16 protein-coding genes are annotated in these 15131 nt (G+C 61.1%); 12 read left to right on the top strand and 4 right to left on the bottom strand.

The window, feature by feature from the left end; genetic code table 11:
• Positions 1–146 precede the first annotated feature (146 nt).
• The 9 genes from mdcA (at position 147) to madM (ending at position 7394) form a co-directional block, all read left to right on the top strand.
• On the top strand, positions 147–1817 hold the full coding sequence (gene mdcA / locus GVL50_RS04205; protein WP_093429846.1) for a malonate decarboxylase subunit alpha: 1671 nt from the start codon (positions 147–149) through the stop codon (positions 1815–1817).
• Positions 1817–2689 (top strand): triphosphoribosyl-dephospho-CoA synthase, encoded by an 873-nt coding sequence (locus tag GVL50_RS04200; RefSeq protein ID WP_159811878.1) that lies wholly within the window; start codon positions 1817–1819, stop codon positions 2687–2689. The genes mdcA and GVL50_RS04200 overlap by 1 nt, the downstream gene beginning before the upstream one ends.
• The gene (locus GVL50_RS04195) at positions 2689–2988 is read left to right on the top strand and encodes a malonate decarboxylase subunit delta (RefSeq protein WP_007913697.1); all 300 of its coding nucleotides are present in this window, start codon (positions 2689–2691) and stop codon (positions 2986–2988) included. The genes GVL50_RS04200 and GVL50_RS04195 overlap by 1 nt, the downstream gene beginning before the upstream one ends.
• Complete coding sequence (locus GVL50_RS04190; protein WP_159811877.1) at positions 2981–3832, top strand: biotin-independent malonate decarboxylase subunit beta; 852 nt, start codon at positions 2981–2983, stop codon at positions 3830–3832. Before GVL50_RS04195 ends, GVL50_RS04190 begins: the two co-directional genes overlap by 8 nt.
• Positions 3829–4614, top strand: a complete 786-nt coding sequence (gene mdcE, locus GVL50_RS04185; RefSeq protein ID WP_159811876.1) for a biotin-independent malonate decarboxylase subunit gamma — start codon at positions 3829–3831, stop codon at positions 4612–4614. The genes GVL50_RS04190 and mdcE overlap by 4 nt, the downstream gene beginning before the upstream one ends.
• Positions 4608–5228 carry a malonate decarboxylase holo-ACP synthase gene (locus GVL50_RS04180; protein ID WP_159811875.1) on the top strand — a complete coding sequence of 207 codons (621 nt, stop codon included), beginning with the start codon at positions 4608–4610 and terminating at the stop codon, positions 5226–5228. Before mdcE ends, GVL50_RS04180 begins: the two co-directional genes overlap by 7 nt.
• Positions 5225–6145 (top strand): malonate decarboxylase subunit epsilon, encoded by a 921-nt coding sequence (mdcH, locus tag GVL50_RS04175; RefSeq protein WP_159811874.1) that lies wholly within the window; start codon positions 5225–5227, stop codon positions 6143–6145. The genes GVL50_RS04180 and mdcH overlap by 4 nt, the downstream gene beginning before the upstream one ends.
• Positions 6146–6211: 66 nt before the next feature.
• Positions 6212–6628, top strand: coding sequence for a malonate transporter subunit MadL (gene madL / locus GVL50_RS04170; protein WP_053124679.1), 417 nt, complete (start codon positions 6212–6214; stop codon positions 6626–6628).
• Between the two features lies 1 nt (position 6629).
• On the top strand, positions 6630–7394 hold the full coding sequence (gene madM, locus GVL50_RS04165; RefSeq protein WP_053124677.1) for a malonate transporter subunit MadM: 765 nt from the start codon (positions 6630–6632) through the stop codon (positions 7392–7394).
• Between the two features lie 190 nt (positions 7395–7584).
• Here the strand turns inward: madM and GVL50_RS04160 are convergent, their stop codons facing one another.
• On the bottom strand, positions 7585–8505 hold the full coding sequence (locus tag GVL50_RS04160) for a LysR substrate-binding domain-containing protein (protein ID WP_064388098.1): 921 nt from the start codon (positions 8503–8505) through the stop codon (positions 7585–7587).
• 208 nt (positions 8506–8713) lie between these two features.
• On the opposite strand from GVL50_RS04160, the gene GVL50_RS04155 reads away from it, so the two are divergent.
• Entirely contained in the window at positions 8714–9331 is a 618-nt protein-coding gene (locus GVL50_RS04155; RefSeq protein WP_159811873.1) for a hemolysin III family protein, read from the top strand.
• A gap of 102 nt (positions 9332–9433) precedes the next feature.
• Here GVL50_RS04155 and GVL50_RS04150 read toward each other — a convergent pair whose 3' ends face one another.
• Complete coding sequence (locus GVL50_RS04150; RefSeq protein ID WP_053124671.1) at positions 9434–10345, bottom strand: LysR family transcriptional regulator; 912 nt, start codon at positions 10343–10345, stop codon at positions 9434–9436.
• Positions 10346–10453: 108 nt separating this feature from the next.
• Between GVL50_RS04150 and GVL50_RS04145 the strand changes: the two genes are divergently transcribed.
• On the top strand, positions 10454–11695 hold the full coding sequence (locus tag GVL50_RS04145) for a D-amino acid dehydrogenase (protein ID WP_159811872.1): 1242 nt from the start codon (positions 10454–10456) through the stop codon (positions 11693–11695).
• A 51-nt stretch (positions 11696–11746) separates the two neighbouring features.
• A complete protein-coding gene (locus tag GVL50_RS04140) occupies positions 11747–12649 on the top strand; it encodes a transporter substrate-binding domain-containing protein (RefSeq protein ID WP_159811871.1) in 903 nt (300 codons plus the stop codon).
• An 81-nt stretch (positions 12650–12730) separates the two neighbouring features.
• Here GVL50_RS04140 and GVL50_RS04135 read toward each other — a convergent pair whose 3' ends face one another.
• Positions 12731–13450, bottom strand: coding sequence for a 16S rRNA (uracil(1498)-N(3))-methyltransferase (locus GVL50_RS04135; RefSeq protein WP_159811870.1), 720 nt, complete (start codon positions 13448–13450; stop codon positions 12731–12733).
• A 136-nt stretch (positions 13451–13586) separates the two neighbouring features.
• Positions 13587–14993 (bottom strand): adenosylmethionine--8-amino-7-oxononanoate transaminase, encoded by a 1407-nt coding sequence (locus GVL50_RS04130; protein ID WP_159811869.1) that lies wholly within the window; start codon positions 14991–14993, stop codon positions 13587–13589.
• Positions 14994–15131: the final 138 nt, after the last annotated feature.

Raw genomic sequence — 15131 nt, 5'->3', positions numbered from 1 at the left:
GATCGCAGCCTCGTTTCACTCGACAGCTCCTACAGGGCGTTTCTCAACCATTACTCTGAGCGTAATGATTCGCCACCGTGCTTGATTGATGCCCCCACCCCACACGCCTACCTTAGCTCCACGACAGCGAACCCCGTGGAGTGAGCATGACAACAACAATTTCCCCCGACTCGCGCTGGACGCGGCGGCGCGATGAGAAGCAGCGCCGCCTCGACAAGGTGCGCGGGCTGGCCGACGGTGTGGTGTTGCCCACCGACAAGATCGTCGCCGCGCTCGAAGCGCTGATTCATCCCGGCGACCGTGTGGTACTCGAGGGCAACAACCAGAAGCAAGCGGATTTCCTTTCGCGTTCGCTGGCCAAAGCCGACCCGGAAAAGCTCCACGACCTGCACATGATCATGCCCAGTGTCGGCCGCTCTGAGCACCTCGACCTGTTCGAACGCGGCATCGCCCGCAAGCTCGATTTCTCCTTCGCCGGCACCCAGAGCCTGCGCATCAGCCAGTTGCTCGAAGACGGCCTGCTGGAAATCGGCGCGATCCACACTTACATCGAACTCTACGCCCGGCTGGTGGTGGATCTGATCCCCAACGTCGTGCTCTCCGCCGGGTTCATGGCCGACCGCGCCGGCAACATCTACACCGGCCCGAGCACCGAAGACACCCCGGCACTGATCGAACCGGCGGCGTTCAGCGACGGTATCGTCATCGTCCAGGTCAACCAATTGGTCGACGACGTCAGCGAACTGCCTCGCGTAGATATTCCTGCGTCATGGGTCGATTTCGTCGTGGTGGCCGACAAGCCGTTCTACATCGAACCGCTGTTCACCCGCGACCCACGGCACATCAAGCCTGTGCACGTGTTGATGGCGATGATGGCGATCCGTGGCATTTACGAAAAACACAACGTGCAGTCGCTCAACCACGGCATCGGTTTCAACACCGCCGCCATCGAATTGATCCTGCCGACCTACGGCGAATCCCTCGGCCTCAAAGGCAAGATCTGCCGCAACTGGACGCTCAATCCGCATCCAACATTGATCCCGGCGATTGAAAGCGGTTGGGTCGAAAGCGTGCATTGCTTCGGCACCGAACTGGGCATGGAGAACTACATCGCCGCGCGCCCGGACGTGTTCTTCACTGGTCGCGATGGCTCGCTGCGTTCCAACCGCATGTTCTGCCAACTCGCCGGGCAGTACGCGGTAGATCTGTTTATCGGCGCGACGTTGCAGGTCGATGGCGATGGCCATTCCTCGACCGTCACCCGTGGCCGCCTCGCCGGTTTCGGTGGCGCGCCGAACATGGGCCACGACCCGCGCGGTCGCCGTCACGGCACCCCGGCGTGGCTGGACATGCGCCACGACGACTCGCAGCAACCGATGCTCGAACGCGGCAAGAAACTCGTGGTGCAAATGGTCGAGACGTTCCAGGAGGGCGGCAAACCGACCTTCGTCGAAACCCTCGACGCGGTAGAAGTGGCGAAGAAAAGCGGCATGCCGCTGGCGCCGATCATGATCTACGGCGACGACGTCACCCACCTGCTCACTGAAGAAGGCATCGCCTACCTGTACAAGGCGCGTTCGTTGGAAGAGCGCCAGGCAATGATCGCCGCGGTTGCGGGCGTCACCGCCATCGGCCTGCGCCACAACCCGAAAGACACCGAACGTATGCGCCGCGAAGGCCTGATCGCCTTGCCCGAAGACCTCGGTATCCGCCGCACCGACGCCACCCGCGAATTGCTCGCGGCGAAAAGCGTGGCTGATCTGGTCGAGTGGTCCGGCGGCTTGTACAACCCGCCCGCGAAATTCAGGAGCTGGTAATGCACGCACTTAACCTGCAAGCGAAACCGCTGTCCCTGGCTGATCGATTGGCCGATCTGGCGGTGGACGCGTTGATCGACGAAGCCGATCTGTCGCCGAAACCGGCACTGGTCGACCGTCGCGGCAACGGCGCACACACCGATCTGCACTTGGGTCTGATGCACGCTTCGGCACTGTCGTTGTGGCCGGCGTTCAAGGAAATGGCTGAAGCGGCGGTTGCAATCGGTGAAGTCAATTCAACGTTGCGCGAAGCGATTGGCCGTATCGGCCGTGAAGGCGAACAAGCGATGCTCACCACCACCAACGGTGTGAACACACATCGTGGGGCGATCTGGGCCTTGGGATTATTGGTGACCGCCGCTGCGCTGGAACCACAATCCTCTAGTGCCAACGCAGTCTCACTGCGCGCTGCACGTTTGGCCTTGCTGGACGATCGCCACGCACCCAAACCCTTGAGCCATGGCGCGCAAGTCGCCCTGCGTTACGGCGCACGCGGCGCGCGTGAAGAAGCGCAACTCGGCTTCCCTTCGGTGCTGCAACGCGGCCTGCCACAACTCAAACGCAGCCGTGCCCAAGCAAGCGGCGAACAGAACGCCCGGCTCGACGCCTTGCTCGCAATCATGACCAATCTGGCCGACACCTGCGTGCTCTACCGCGCCGGCGAAGAGGGTTTGCAGGCCATGCAACTCGGCGCGCAAGCGGTGCTCGACGCCGGTGGCAGCGCCAGCCTCAGCGGTCGTCGTCGCTTGCACGAACTGGATCAACAACTCATCGCATTGAATGCCTCGCCCGGTGGCGCCGCCGATTTGCTCGCCGCCACGCTGCTGCTCGACCGTATCGAGCACAACGGCATCCTTCAGGGAGCGTTTTGATGGAAACCCTATCGTTTGAATTCCCCGCCGGGCAGCCACCACGCGGTCGCGCGCTGGTCGGCTGTGTCGGCTCGGGTGATCTGGAAGTGCTGATCGAACCGGGCCTGGCCGGCAAGCTGACGATCAATGTGCAGACCTCGGTCAACGGCGCGCAACTGCGCTGGCAGCATCTGTTTGCGCGGATGTTCGACGGCACCACGCCGCCGGCCATGGCTATTGATATCCACGATTTCGGCGCGACGCCGGGCGTGGTTCGCTTGCGTCTGGAACAAGGTTTCGAGGAGATCGGCCATGACTGACAGCGCAGCGTTGCTCAACAAACACAGCTTCGTCGAGCTCGGCGCGCGGCAACGGGCGAAAGCCTTGCTCGATGCCGGCAGCTTTCGTGAGTTGCTTGATCCGTTTCAACGGGTGATGTCGCCGTGGCTTGAACGTCAGGGCGTGGTGCCGCAGGCCGATGACGGTGTGATCATCGCCAAGGGCAGCCTCGATGGGTTGCCGGTGGTGATTGCCGCGATTGAAGGCGCGTTTCAGGGTGGCAGCCTTGGCGAAGTCGGCGGGGCGAAGATTGCTGGCGCGCTGGAACTGGCGGCTGAAGACAACCGCAAAGGCATTCCGACCCGCGCGGTGTTGCTGCTGGAAACCGGTGGCGTGCGTTTGCAGGAAGCCAATCTCGGGCTGGCGGCGATTGCTGATATTCATGCGGCAATTGTCGATTTGCAGCAGTACCAACCGGTGGTCGGTGTGGTCGCCGGCAGCGTTGGGTGTTTCGGCGGCATGTCGATTGCCGCTGCGCTGTGCAGCTATTTGCTGGTGACTCAGGAAGCGCGCCTCGGTTTGAACGGTCCGCAGGTTATCGAACAGGAAGCCGGGATTGAGGAATACGACTCCCGCGACCGGCCCTTCATCTGGAGCCTGACTGGCGGCGAGCAGCGTTTCGCCAGTGGTCTGGTGGATCGTTACGTCGCCGATGACGTGGCGAAGATTCGTCAGCAGATCGGTGAATTACTGCAGCAGGGTTTGCCAGCGAAACCACGCAGCCAGCGCGCCGAGTGGTTTCTGCAACGCCTGAGCAGTCTGAACACTGACCCGCAAATCGAACCGTCGGTGGTTCGCGATCTGTATCAAGGAGAGCGCTCATGAGCGGCTATTCATTGCGCGGTTTGAACTGGTTCAACGCCTTGAGCGCGGGCGCTAGAAGTGTCGAAGGGCTGCCGCCATCGTTGAGGGTTGCTGACGGTGAATTGGGGCGTTTTATCGCTGTGGTCGCTGACCCGGACAATCGTTTTCCGCGTGCTCGTAATGGCGAAGTCGGCTTGCTCGAAGGCTGGGGTCTGGCCAAGGCTGTGGATGACGCGATCACGGCTGACCGCGATAAAGCGCAGAAGCGCCCGATCATCGCCATCGTCGATGTGCCGAGCCAGGCTTATGGTCGCCGCGAAGAAGCGCTCGGCATTCATCAGGCGTTGGCCGGTGCGGCGGACAGTTATGCCCGTGCGCGTCTGGCCGGGCATCCGGTGATTGCGTTGTTGGTGGGGAAAGCGATGTCCGGGGCGTTTCTTGCTCATGGTTATCAGGCCAACCGCCTGATCGCGCTGCGTGATCCGGGTGTGATGGTGCATGCGATGGGCAAGGCGTCGGCGGCGCGGGTGACGTTGCGCAGTGTTGAAGAACTGGAAGCGCTGGCCGCCAGTGTGCCGCCGATGGCTTATGACATCGACAGTTATGCCAGCCTCGGATTGCTCTGGGAAACCTTGTCGGTGCAGCAGATTGAACAGCCAACCGCAGAGGATCTGGCACGGGTGAACGGATGCCTGAAACAGGCCATCAGCGATATCTCCAGCACTGACTTGAGCAATCGTCTCGGCGCGAAAAATCGTGCTGCCTCCAGCCGTGTGCGCGAACTGTTGAGGGCACAGTGGTGAGCACCCCTCTGGCCCATGATCTGCTCTGGGGCATGACCCCGGCGCAGCTGCCGGCGGATGCGCCGTTGTGGGCCGTCGAGTCGCTGGCCGCCGGGCAACCGGTGGTCGTGCGGCGGGCGCTGAGCGATGAGGGTTTTATCGCGGTCGGTGTGCGCGGAGTGTTGCGCGAGCAGCGCTTGGCGGCGTTTATGGCGGTCGATTCGATTGCCTGTCGGGTCAGCCCGGAAGCGCTGTGTCAGGTCGATAGCGAGCGCGATCTGCCAGTCATGCAGGCGCTCAAACAACTGCGGCCGATGCTCGACGATTGCGGTTGGGTCTGGGGTGTCAGCGGCAGTGTCGGGTTTGAATTGGCCAGTGGTTTTACCGCGATGCACGCGGCCAGCGATCTCGATTTGATTTTGCGGACACCGCAGATGATCACGCGTAATCAGGCAAGCAAGTTCGTTGAGCTTTTCGATCAAGCCGCGTGCCGGATCGACATGCAATTGCAGACACCGTTCGGTGCTGTGGCGTTGCGTGAGTGGGCCGGCGGTTCGGCGCGCGTGCTGCTGAAAAACGCTCATCAGGCCTGTCTGATGATTGATCCGTGGAACCCGCAGGAGCAGGCAGCGTGAGCAGCTTGTTGGTATTCCCCGGCCAGGGCGCGCAGCAGGCGGGCATGCTTCAGCGCTTGCCTCGGGAAACGCTGGTCGAGGCCAGTGATGTGCTTGGTGAAAATGTTTTGCTGCTCGATTCTGCTCAGGCACTGCGCACGACAAGAGCAGTTCAACTCTGCCTGCTGATCGCTGGTGTCGCGGCTTCACGGCAGTTGTTGCAGGACGGACTCACGGCGGATTACGTCGCCGGTCTGTCCATCGGCGCTTATCCCGCAGCAGTGGTTGCGGGGGCCTTGAGCTTCAGCGATGCGTTGCATCTGGTCAGCCTGCGCGGTGAGTTGATGCAACAGGCTTATCCACAGGGCTACGGCATGACCGCGATCATCGGCCTGCAATTATCCACAGTCGAAACGCTGCTGGCGCAGGTGCACAGCGAGGATTCGCCGGTGTATCTGGCCAACATCAACGCCGACAACCAAGTGGTGATTGCTGGCAGTGACGAGGCGATGCAAGCGGTCGCGGATCTGGCGCGCAGTCGCGGCGCCGGTCTGGCAAAACGTCTGGCGGTGAGCGTGCCGTCGCACTGTCCGCTGCTGGAGAAACCGGCGCAAACCCTCGCCGAGACCTTCGCCAAAGTCGAGTTGAAGACACCGCAGATCGCTTACCTGAGCGGTAGTCGCGCACGCCCTGTGAGCAAAGTCGAAGCGTTGCGCGACGACCTCGCCTTCAACATGTGCCGCGTGGTGGATTGGCGCGGCACCGTGCAAAGCGCCTACGAGCGCGGCGTGCGGCTACAGATCGAATTACCGCCCGGTGCAGTCCTGACCGGACTCGCCCGCCGCGTATTCGAACAAGGCACCGTGACGGCCTTCGACAGCGCTCGCCTCGACACCCTGCAAGCGCTGCTGCGTGAGGAGGGTAGCCGCCAACCCTAAACCGCCGCGACTCAAGCTTCGAACAACAAAAACAACATTCGACGATGCACTTTGAGGACTACAACAATGATTATTTACGGTGTGGCGCTGCTCGCGATCTGTACGCTGGCAGGGGTGATCATGGGTGACATGCTCGGCGCGTTGTTGGGCGTCAAATCCAACGTCGGCGGGGTCGGCATCGCCATGATCCTGCTGATTTGCGCGCGGTTGTGGATGCAGAAACGCGGCGGCATGACCAAGGATTGCGAGATGGGCGTCGGCTTCTGGGGCGCCATGTACATTCCGGTGGTGGTGGCGATGGCCGCGCAACAGAACGTCGTCACTGCGCTGCATGGCGGCACGGTGGCGGTGCTGGCCGCGATTGGTTCGGTGGTGGTCTGCGGCTGCACGATTGCCTTGATCAGCCGCACCCACAAAGGTGAACCGTTGCCTGACGAACCGCTGGAAATCTCCCCGGTCGGCACGCCAGTAGGGGGTCGCTGATATGTGGGATCTCATCGAAAAAGGTCTGGAACACAACGGTCTGGTCACTGCATTCGCTTTTGTTGGCGTGATCATGTGGGTGTCGGTGGTGCTCTCCAAACGCCTGACGTTCGGACGCATTCACGGCTCGGCGATTGCCATCGTTATCGGCCTGGTATTGGCGTGGGTCGGCGGCACCATGACTGGCGGCCAGAAAGGCCTGGCGGACCTGACGTTGTTCTCCGGCATCGGCCTGATGGGCGGGGCAATGCTGCGTGACTTTGCGATTGTGGCCACGGCGTTTGAAGTACAGGCGACCGAGGCGAAAAAGGCCGGGTTGATCGGTGTGGTCGCGCTGTTGCTGGGCACGATTCTGCCGTTCATTGTTGGCGCGTGTATGGCTTGGGTATTTGGATATCGTGATGCGGTGAGCATGACCACCATTGGTGCGGGCGCGGTGACTTATATTGTCGGGCCGGTGACGGGCGCGGCGATTGGTGCGACGTCAGATGTGATGGCGTTGTCGATTGCGACCGGGTTGATCAAGGCGATTCTGGTGATGGTCGGTACGCCGGTGGCGGCGCGCTGGATGGGGTTGGATAACCCGCGTTCGGCGATGGTGTTTGGTGGCTTGGCCGGGACTGTCAGCGGCGTTACAGCTGGGCTGGCGGCGACGGATCGGCGGTTGGTGCCTTATGGCGCGTTAACGGCGACGTTCCATACCGGGCTGGGGTGCTTGCTGGGGCCATCGCTGTTGTTCTTCATTGTTCGCGGGATTGTGGGCTGAAGATCAAAAGCCCCTCACCCTAACCCTCTCCCGGAGGGAGAGGGGACTGACCGAGGTGTTTTGGCGGTATACATCGACCTGAAAGTTCTGAGTCGAACTCAAGTTCTGAAAAGCCCCCGATCTGCTCCCTTTCCCCCTCGCCCCCTTGGGGGAGAGGGCTGGGGTGAGGGGGTAAGCTCTTGATCTGCTGTTAATCCGCCAACTGCCGATTCGCATACATCCGACACTCCGCCAACAACGCCAGCAAATTCGGATCGCGCTCCTTGGCCTTCAAAAACACCACCCCGATGTGCTGCTGCAACCGATACTTCGCCTGCAACGGAATCAGCTTCACCCGGTTCTCATACACCGCCGCAATCCGCCCCGGCAGCAACGCATAACCCACCCCCGAACTGACCATGCTCAGCAGCGTGAAAATGTCATTCACCTGCATTGCCACTTTCGGCTCGAACCCCGCCTGCTTGAACACCCGGTTGCCGTCCTGATGCGTGGCAAAGCCCTGGGTCAGGGTGATGAACGTTTCATCACGCACTTCCGCCAGATCGACTTCACTGCGCTGAGCAAACTTTGAATCCGCTGGCGTGGCGAGGAAGATGTCGTCGGAGAACAGCGCAATCTGCTCGCAGTCCGGGTCGTTGATGCTGTCGTCCAGCGACACCAGAATCGCGTCGACTTCCATGTTTTTCAGCTTGTAGAGCAGGTCGATGTTCGAGCCGAGGATCAGGTCGATGTTGAGTTCGCTGCGACGGATTTTCAGGCCCATGATCAGCTGCGGTACGGTTTTTACCGTCAGCGAATACAGGGAGCCGAGTTTGAAACGTTCGGCGGAGAATCCGGCAGCTTCGCGGGTCAGGCGCACGCTTTCGACGACGTCGTTGATCAGTTTCTGTGCGCGTTCTTCGAGGACGTAAGCGCTTTCCAGCGGCGTCAGGTTGCGGCCTTCGTGTTTGAACAACGGGCAGCGCAAGGCACTTTCCAGCGAATGAATGGCGCGGTGCACGCTGACGTTGCTGGTCTGCAACTCGGCCGCAGCACGAGCGAGGTTGCCGGTGCGCATGAAGGCGAGGAACACCTCGAGTTTTTTCAGGGTCAATTCTTCGTCGATCAGCATGGCGCGGACTCTTTTTGGTATCGGCCGATTGTGCACGGAAGATCAAAAGATCGCAGCCTTCGGCAGCTCCTACATTGGAATGCGATCACCTGTAGGAGCTGCCGAAGGCTGCGATCTTTTGATCTTGGCTTTGAACAGAAACATTGCGCTTTTACGCTCAAGGCCCGAGCCTTACGCGCTGCGGTAATGAATGTGAGGTGAGCAATACATGTATCACGGAGAACGATTGAACGCCTGGACCCATCTGGTCGGGGCGGTGGCAGCATTTATTGGTGGCGTGTGGATGTTGGTGATCGCCTGCCTCGACGGCAGCCCGTGGAAGATTGTCAGTGTGGCGATTTACGCGTTCACCTTGCTGGTGCTCTACAGCGCCTCGACCGTGTACCACAGCGTGCGCGGGCGCAAGAAAGCGATCATGAAGAAGGTCGATCACTTTTCGATCTACCTGTTGATCGCCGGCAGTTACACGCCATTCTGCCTGGTAACCCTGCGCGGGCCGTGGGGCTGGACGTTGTTCGGGATTGTCTGGGGGCTGGCGCTGATCGGTATTCTGCAAGAGATCAAACCGCGTTCGGAAGCGCGGATTCTGTCGATCGTGATTTACGCGGTGATGGGCTGGATTGTGTTGGTAGCGGTGAAGCCTTTGATCGCGGCGCTGGGCACGACCGGGTTTGCCTGGCTGGCGTCGGGCGGGGTTTTGTATACGGTGGGGATTATCTTTTTTGCCCTTGATCATCGCTTGCGGCATGCGCACGGGATCTGGCATTTGTTCGTGATCGCCGGGAGTCTGCTGCACTTTGTGGCGATTATGTTTTATGTCCTTTAGGCACGCCACCATCCCCCTGTAGGAGTGAGCCTGCTCGCGATAGCGTCAGGTCAGGCGACAGAGTTTTTGGCTGATCCACCGCCATCGCGAGCAGGCTCACTCCTACAGGGGAACGAGTTCATCCAGTTGCTTTTGCGCACGATCGCTGAAGATTTTCAGCAGATCGTTGAGGGTATGCGGCGGTGGTTCGCTGGCGCGGGTTACGGCGTACAGCGTGATCGGCAACGGCGGGGCCAATGGGCGAATTGTGGTGGTCGCCGATGACGCGCCCAGCGCAGTAAACGGATCAATCACCGCCACCCCCGCGCCCGATTCCACCATCGCCCGCGCCAGTGAATACGTCTGCACGGCAATCCGCACCAACGGCGGCGGTTCGACCGCTTCCAGGTAACTGTCGAGCCGCGCCGCCAACGGATCGGCACTCGACAAACCAATCAACGACGCCCCCGCCAGCGCCATCAACGGCAACGGTTTTCCTGCCTCTTCAACCGGCCAGAAATCCTTCGGCGCCAACGCCACCAACACCCCTGAAGCCAGCGCTTGCGCCTTCAGACCCGGGTGATCGGGCAACTGCAAGGTCAGCGCGACATCCACTTCACGCATCAACAAATTCTGCATCAGCTCGCGGCTGTGCGCGCTGGACAGTTCGCAGGCGATGTCCGGGTAGCGCGTTGTCCACTGATGAATCGCCGGCGGCAGCAGCGACAAGGCCAGCGCCGGCGTCGCGCCGATGCGCAAACTGTGTCCCGGCTCGCGACGCAGACTTTGCGCCAGACGCCGCACGCCTTGCAGGCTTTCCGTGACCTTGTCGACTTCGCGCTCCAGTTCCAGCGCTTCCGGGGTCGCCTGCAACTTGCCACGCACGCGCAGAAACAACGGAAACCCCAGTTGCTGCTCGGCGTGCTGCAACACTTTGCTCACCGCCGGTTGCGAGACGTGCAGCAACTGCGCGGCGCCGCTGACCGAGCCGGTCTGGCGAATGGCCTGGAAAATCTCGATGTGACGTAGACGCATGGCGAGTCCATAACCTTTGTTTATGGTTCAGGCATCTTTATTCATTGTCCGGCGGCTGTCACCTGGCTCTAACCTCGGATCCGTCTTTAGCAGGATTCAGAGGCAGCAATGGCTCAGCGTGTGTGCATCATCGGCGGCGGCGTGATCGGCCTGGCAACGGCGTATGCGCTGGTGCGCGACGGTTTTGAGGTGACGGTGATCGAGGCGCGGGATTCCCTCGGCAGCGAGACCAGTTTTGCCAACGGCGGCCAGTTGTCCTATCGCTACGTCGCGCCGCTGGCCGATGCCGGGGTGCCGGTGCAGGCGATTGGCTGGATGCTGCGCGGCGACTCACCGCTCAAGCTGCGTCCGCGTCTGGATCCAGCGCAATGGCGCTGGATGGCGGCGTTTCTCGCCGCCTGTCGCACTTCGGTCAACCGTGAAAATGCCGCGCATCTGCTGCGTTTGGCGTTGTTCAGTCAGAGCACGCTGAAGCGCTGGCGCGAGGACGATGGGCTGGACGGATTCAACTGGCGACGCAACGGCAAACTGGTGACGTTCCGCAATGCCGGCAGCTTTGAGCATGCACGCAAAGCCCTGGCCGATCCGCAGCAACAGCAGGTGTTGTCCGCCAGCGAATGCGCGCAACTGGAACCGGCGCTGGCCGATGCGCCGTTCGTGGGTGCGATCTATACGCCGGACGAAGAGGTCGGCGATTGCCACGGTTTCTGTCAGCAACTGGCGGCGCGATTGAAGGCGTCCGGGCGTTGCGAGTTTCGCCTCGGCCAACCAGTGACCGCGATTCGGCACCGTAACGGCGCGGTCACCGCTATCGAGTTGGGCGATGAAACGCTGCCCGTCGAGCAACTGGTGATCGCCGCCGGCCATCGCAGTTCATTGCTGGCACTGCCCGGTTTACGTTTACCGCTGTACCCGCTGAAGGGCTACAGCCTGACCGTGCCGATCGGTAGCGAGCACCGTGCGCCGGACGTGAGCATCACCGACTACGACCGCAAGATCGTCTACGCGCGCATCGGCGGACAGCTGCGCGTGGCGGCGATGGTGGATATTGTCGGCTTCGATCCGGCAGTTGATCCGCAGCGATTGGCGCTGATCAAACGTCAGGCCCGCGACACTTTTCCCGAGGCCGGAAACTACGACACCGCTGTCGAGTGGGCCGGTATGCGTCCGGCAACGCCAACCGGTGTGCCTCTTTTGGGCGCCACGGCCTATCGCAATCTGTGGCTGAATCTCGGTCACGGTGCGCTCGGTTTTACCCTCGCGTGCGGCAGCGGCCAGTTGCTCCGCGAGCTGATTGGCCAACAACACACGTCAATTGATCTGCACGGTTTCAATCCCCGTGCGGCGTAACTGATACACGCTTTACCGCTCAAACAACCACACCGACAACGGAGAATAACAATGCAAAAAATCACGTTGCTTGCCTGTACGTTGGGACTGCTGATCGGCAGTCAGGCCCGCGCCAATGAGGCGCCGCTGACCGGCACGCTCGGCAAGATCGCCAGCGCCAACAGCATCACCCTGGGCTATCGCGACGCCTCGGTGCCGTTCTCTTACGTGGGCGACAACACTGGCAAACCGATGGGTTATTCGGTGGATCTGGCGGGCAAGATTGTCGAGCGCATACAGCAGCAACTGGCGCGGCCGGATTTGAAAGTGAAGTACAACCTTGTCACTTCGCAGACACGGATTCCGCTGGTGCAGAACGGCACGGTCGACCTTGAGTGCGGCTCCACCGGCGTCACCGCCGAGCGGCAGAAACAGGTGTCGTTTTCCTATGGGTTCATCTACGTCAAAGGCCAGTTGCTGACGGCCAAGGACAGCGGCATCAAAAGCTTCGACGACCTGCGCGGCAAGAACGTGGTGACCACGGCGGGCACGACCAACGAGCGCTACCTGAAGAGCTACAACCACGATCACAAACTCGATATGTCAGTGATCAGCGCCAAGGATCATGGCGAGGCGTTCCAGATGCTCGAGTCGGGACGTGCAGCGGCGTTCTATATGGACGACGCGCTGCTTTACGGCGAGCGGGCCAAGGCGCGCGATCCGCATAACTGGGTGGTGGTGGGGGAGGAGCAGTCGCGGGAAATCTACAGCTGCATGGTGCGCAAGGATGATCCGCAGTTTCTGGCGCTGGTGAATGGCGCGTTGGCGGATCTGTATCGTTCGGGGGAGATCAACGGGATTTATCAGCGCTGGTTTGAACAGCCGATTCCGCCGAAGGGGTTGAACCTGGAGTTTCCGATGACCAGCGAGTTGAAGGCGATTATTGCCAAACCTGTAAGTGATCCGGTTCAGTAAAATCAAAAGATCGCAGCCTGCGGCAGCTCCTACAGGGGAATACTGTGTAGGAGCTGCCGAAGGCTGCGATCTTTTAAGGCCCTAAAAATCACCCCATAACTGCTGAGCCACCGCCAATGCAACCACCGGCGCCGTCTCGGTGCGCAACACGCGGGGGCCCAGCCGGGCCGCATGGAAACCTTTGCCCTTGGCCTGCTCAACCTCAGCATCCGTCAACCCGCCCTCAGGCCCGATCAGAAACGCCAGCGTCGCCGGTTTGGCATGACTCACCAACGGCTCCGCCACCGGGTGCAGCACCAGTTTCAACTCGGCTTCGGTCTGCTTGATCCAGTCCGCCAACAACACCGGCGGGTGAATCACCGGCACTCGCGAACGACCACATTGTTCACACGCACTGATCGCTACCTGACGCCAGTGCAGCAGGCGTTTATCGGCGCGTTCGTCCTTGAGGCGGACTTCGCAGCGGTCGCTGAAGATCGGCGTGATTTCATTCACGCCGAGTTCGGTGGCTTTCTGAATCGCCCAATCCATGCGCTCGCCACGGGACAGACCCTGACCGAGGTGGATGTGCAGCGGCGATTCGACCTGACCGGCGAATTGCTCGTTGATCTGCACGGTCACGCGTTTCTTGCCGACGTCCAGCAGGACGCCGCGAAACTCATGACCGGAACCGTCGAACATCTGCACCGCATCGCCCTCGGCCATGCGCAGCACGCGGCTGATGTAATGCGCCTGGGCCTCCGGCAATTCGTGTTCGCCGGTGCTCAGGGGGGCGTCGATAAAGAAGCGGGACAGTCTCATTTCGGGTCTCTCAGATTAGATCGTTCCCACGCTCTGCGTGGGAATGCCTCAATGGACGCTCTGCGTCCGCTTTGGGACGCGGAGCGTCCCGGGCTGCATTCCCACGCGGAGCGTGGGAACGAGCGAGTAAACCGGATCAGCCCGGATCGCGGAAGCCGGGGTGGAAGTCTTTTGGCACGGCCACGCTGACGCTGTCACGCGTAGCAATGTCGATGCCTTCGCTGGCGACTTCGGCGAGGAAGTCGATCTGCTCCGGGGTGATCACGTACGGCGGCAGGAAATACACCACGCTGCCCAGCGGTCGCAGCAACGCGCCGCGCTCCAGCGCATGCTGGAACACTTTCAAACCACGACGCTCCTGCCAAGGGTAGGCCTCTTTGGTGGCTTTATCCTTGACCATCTCGATGGCCAGCACCATGCCGGTCTGGCGCACTTCGGAGACGTTCGGGTGATCGACCAGATGCGCCGTGGCCGAGGCCATACGCTGCGCGAGGGCCTTGTTGTTCTCGATGACGTTGTCGTGCTCGAAGATATCCAGCGTCGCCAGTGCCGCCGCGCACGCCAGCGGGTTGCCGGTGTAGCTGTGCGAATGGAGGAAGGCGCGCAAGGTTGGATAGTCGTCGTAAAACGCGCTGTAGACCTCATCGGTGGTCAAGCACGCCGCCAGCGGCAGATAGCCTCCGGTCAGGGCTTTCGACAGGCAGAGGAAGTCCGGACGAATGCCGGCCTGTTCACAGGCAAACATTGTCCCGGTGCGACCGAAACCAACGGCGATTTCGTCGAGGATCAAATGCACGCCGTAGCGATCGCAGGACTCACGCAGCAGCTTGAGATACACCGGGTGATACATGCGCATGCCGCCAGCGCCCTGAATCAACGGCTCGACGATCACTGCCGCGACGCTGTCATGATTTTCTGCCAGGGTCTGTTCCATGGCCGCAAACATGTTGCGCGAATGTTTTTCCCAGCTCATGCCGTCGGGGCGCCCGTAGCAATCCGGGCTCGGCACTTTGATGGTGTCCATTAGCAGCGCTTTGTAGGTTTCGGTGAACAGCGGCACGTCGCCGACCGCCATCGCCGCCATGGTTTCGCCGTGGTAGCTGTTGGTCAGGGTGACGAAGCGCTTTTTGTTCGGTTGGCCGCGATTGAGCCAGTAGTGAAAGCTCATTTTCAGCGCGACTTCGATGCAGGACGAACCGTTATCGGCGTAGAACACCCGATTCAGGCCTTCCGGCGTCATCTTCACCAGTCGCTCGGACAGCTCGATCACCGGTTGATGGCTGAAACCGGCCAGAATCACATGCTCCAGCTGATCGACCTGATCCTTGATGCGCTGGTTGATCCGCGGGTTGGCGTGGCCGAATACGTTGACCCACCACGAGCTGACCGCATCGAGGTAGCGCTTGCCTTCGAAGTCTTCGAGCCAGACGCCTTCACCGCGCTTGATCGGGATCAGCGGCAGCTGTTCGTGGTCTTTCATCTGGGTGCAGGGATGCCACAACACCGCGAGGTCGCGTTGCATCCACTGGTTATTCAGGCCCATTTACAGTCTCCTCGAGGCGGCTCGCGTCAGGCGCGGGCAAACAATCGCGCAAGCCTATGCAATGCGTCGCGCGGGGACAACCCATTGTGTCGATTGAGCTACTTTGTATGAGCCGATAGACGTCGCTGGCGGCGTTTT

The organism is Pseudomonas sp. 18058, assembly GCF_902706155.1.
Lineage (GTDB): Bacteria > Pseudomonadota > Gammaproteobacteria > Pseudomonadales > Pseudomonadaceae > Aquipseudomonas > Aquipseudomonas rustica.
The sequence above is the reverse complement of the archived record's forward strand: the minus strand, read 5'-3'. Positions and strand labels throughout refer to the sequence as shown.

What these genes read in the sequence shown, in the direction of transcription:
- GVL50_RS04145 (WP_159811872.1), top strand. Translation starts at nt 10,454, where the DNA reads ATGGCTCAGCGTGTGTGCATCATCGGCGGCGGCGTGATCGGCCTGGCA.
- GVL50_RS04140 (WP_159811871.1), top strand. Translation starts at nt 11,747, where the DNA reads ATGCAAAAAATCACGTTGCTTGCCTGTACGTTGGGACTGCTGATCGGC.
- mdcA (WP_093429846.1), top strand. Translation starts at nt 147, where the DNA reads ATGACAACAACAATTTCCCCCGACTCGCGCTGGACGCGGCGGCGCGAT.
- GVL50_RS04135 (WP_159811870.1), bottom strand. Translation starts at nt 13,450, where the DNA reads ATGAGACTGTCCCGCTTCTTTATCGACGCCCCCCTGAGCACCGGCGAA.
- GVL50_RS04155 (WP_159811873.1), top strand. Translation starts at nt 8,714, where the DNA reads ATGTATCACGGAGAACGATTGAACGCCTGGACCCATCTGGTCGGGGCG.
- GVL50_RS04190 (WP_159811877.1), top strand. Translation starts at nt 2,981, where the DNA reads ATGACTGACAGCGCAGCGTTGCTCAACAAACACAGCTTCGTCGAGCTC.
- madL (WP_053124679.1), top strand. Translation starts at nt 6,212, where the DNA reads ATGATTATTTACGGTGTGGCGCTGCTCGCGATCTGTACGCTGGCAGGG.
- GVL50_RS04130 (WP_159811869.1), bottom strand. Translation starts at nt 14,993, where the DNA reads ATGGGCCTGAATAACCAGTGGATGCAACGCGACCTCGCGGTGTTGTGG.
- GVL50_RS04160 (WP_064388098.1), bottom strand. Translation starts at nt 8,505, where the DNA reads ATGCTGATCGACGAAGAATTGACCCTGAAAAAACTCGAGGTGTTCCTC.
- GVL50_RS04200 (WP_159811878.1), top strand. Translation starts at nt 1,817, where the DNA reads ATGCACGCACTTAACCTGCAAGCGAAACCGCTGTCCCTGGCTGATCGA.
- mdcE (WP_159811876.1), top strand. Translation starts at nt 3,829, where the DNA reads ATGAGCGGCTATTCATTGCGCGGTTTGAACTGGTTCAACGCCTTGAGC.
- GVL50_RS04150 (WP_053124671.1), bottom strand. Translation starts at nt 10,345, where the DNA reads ATGCGTCTACGTCACATCGAGATTTTCCAGGCCATTCGCCAGACCGGC.
- GVL50_RS04195 (WP_007913697.1), top strand. Translation starts at nt 2,689, where the DNA reads ATGGAAACCCTATCGTTTGAATTCCCCGCCGGGCAGCCACCACGCGGT.
- madM (WP_053124677.1), top strand. Translation starts at nt 6,630, where the DNA reads ATGTGGGATCTCATCGAAAAAGGTCTGGAACACAACGGTCTGGTCACT.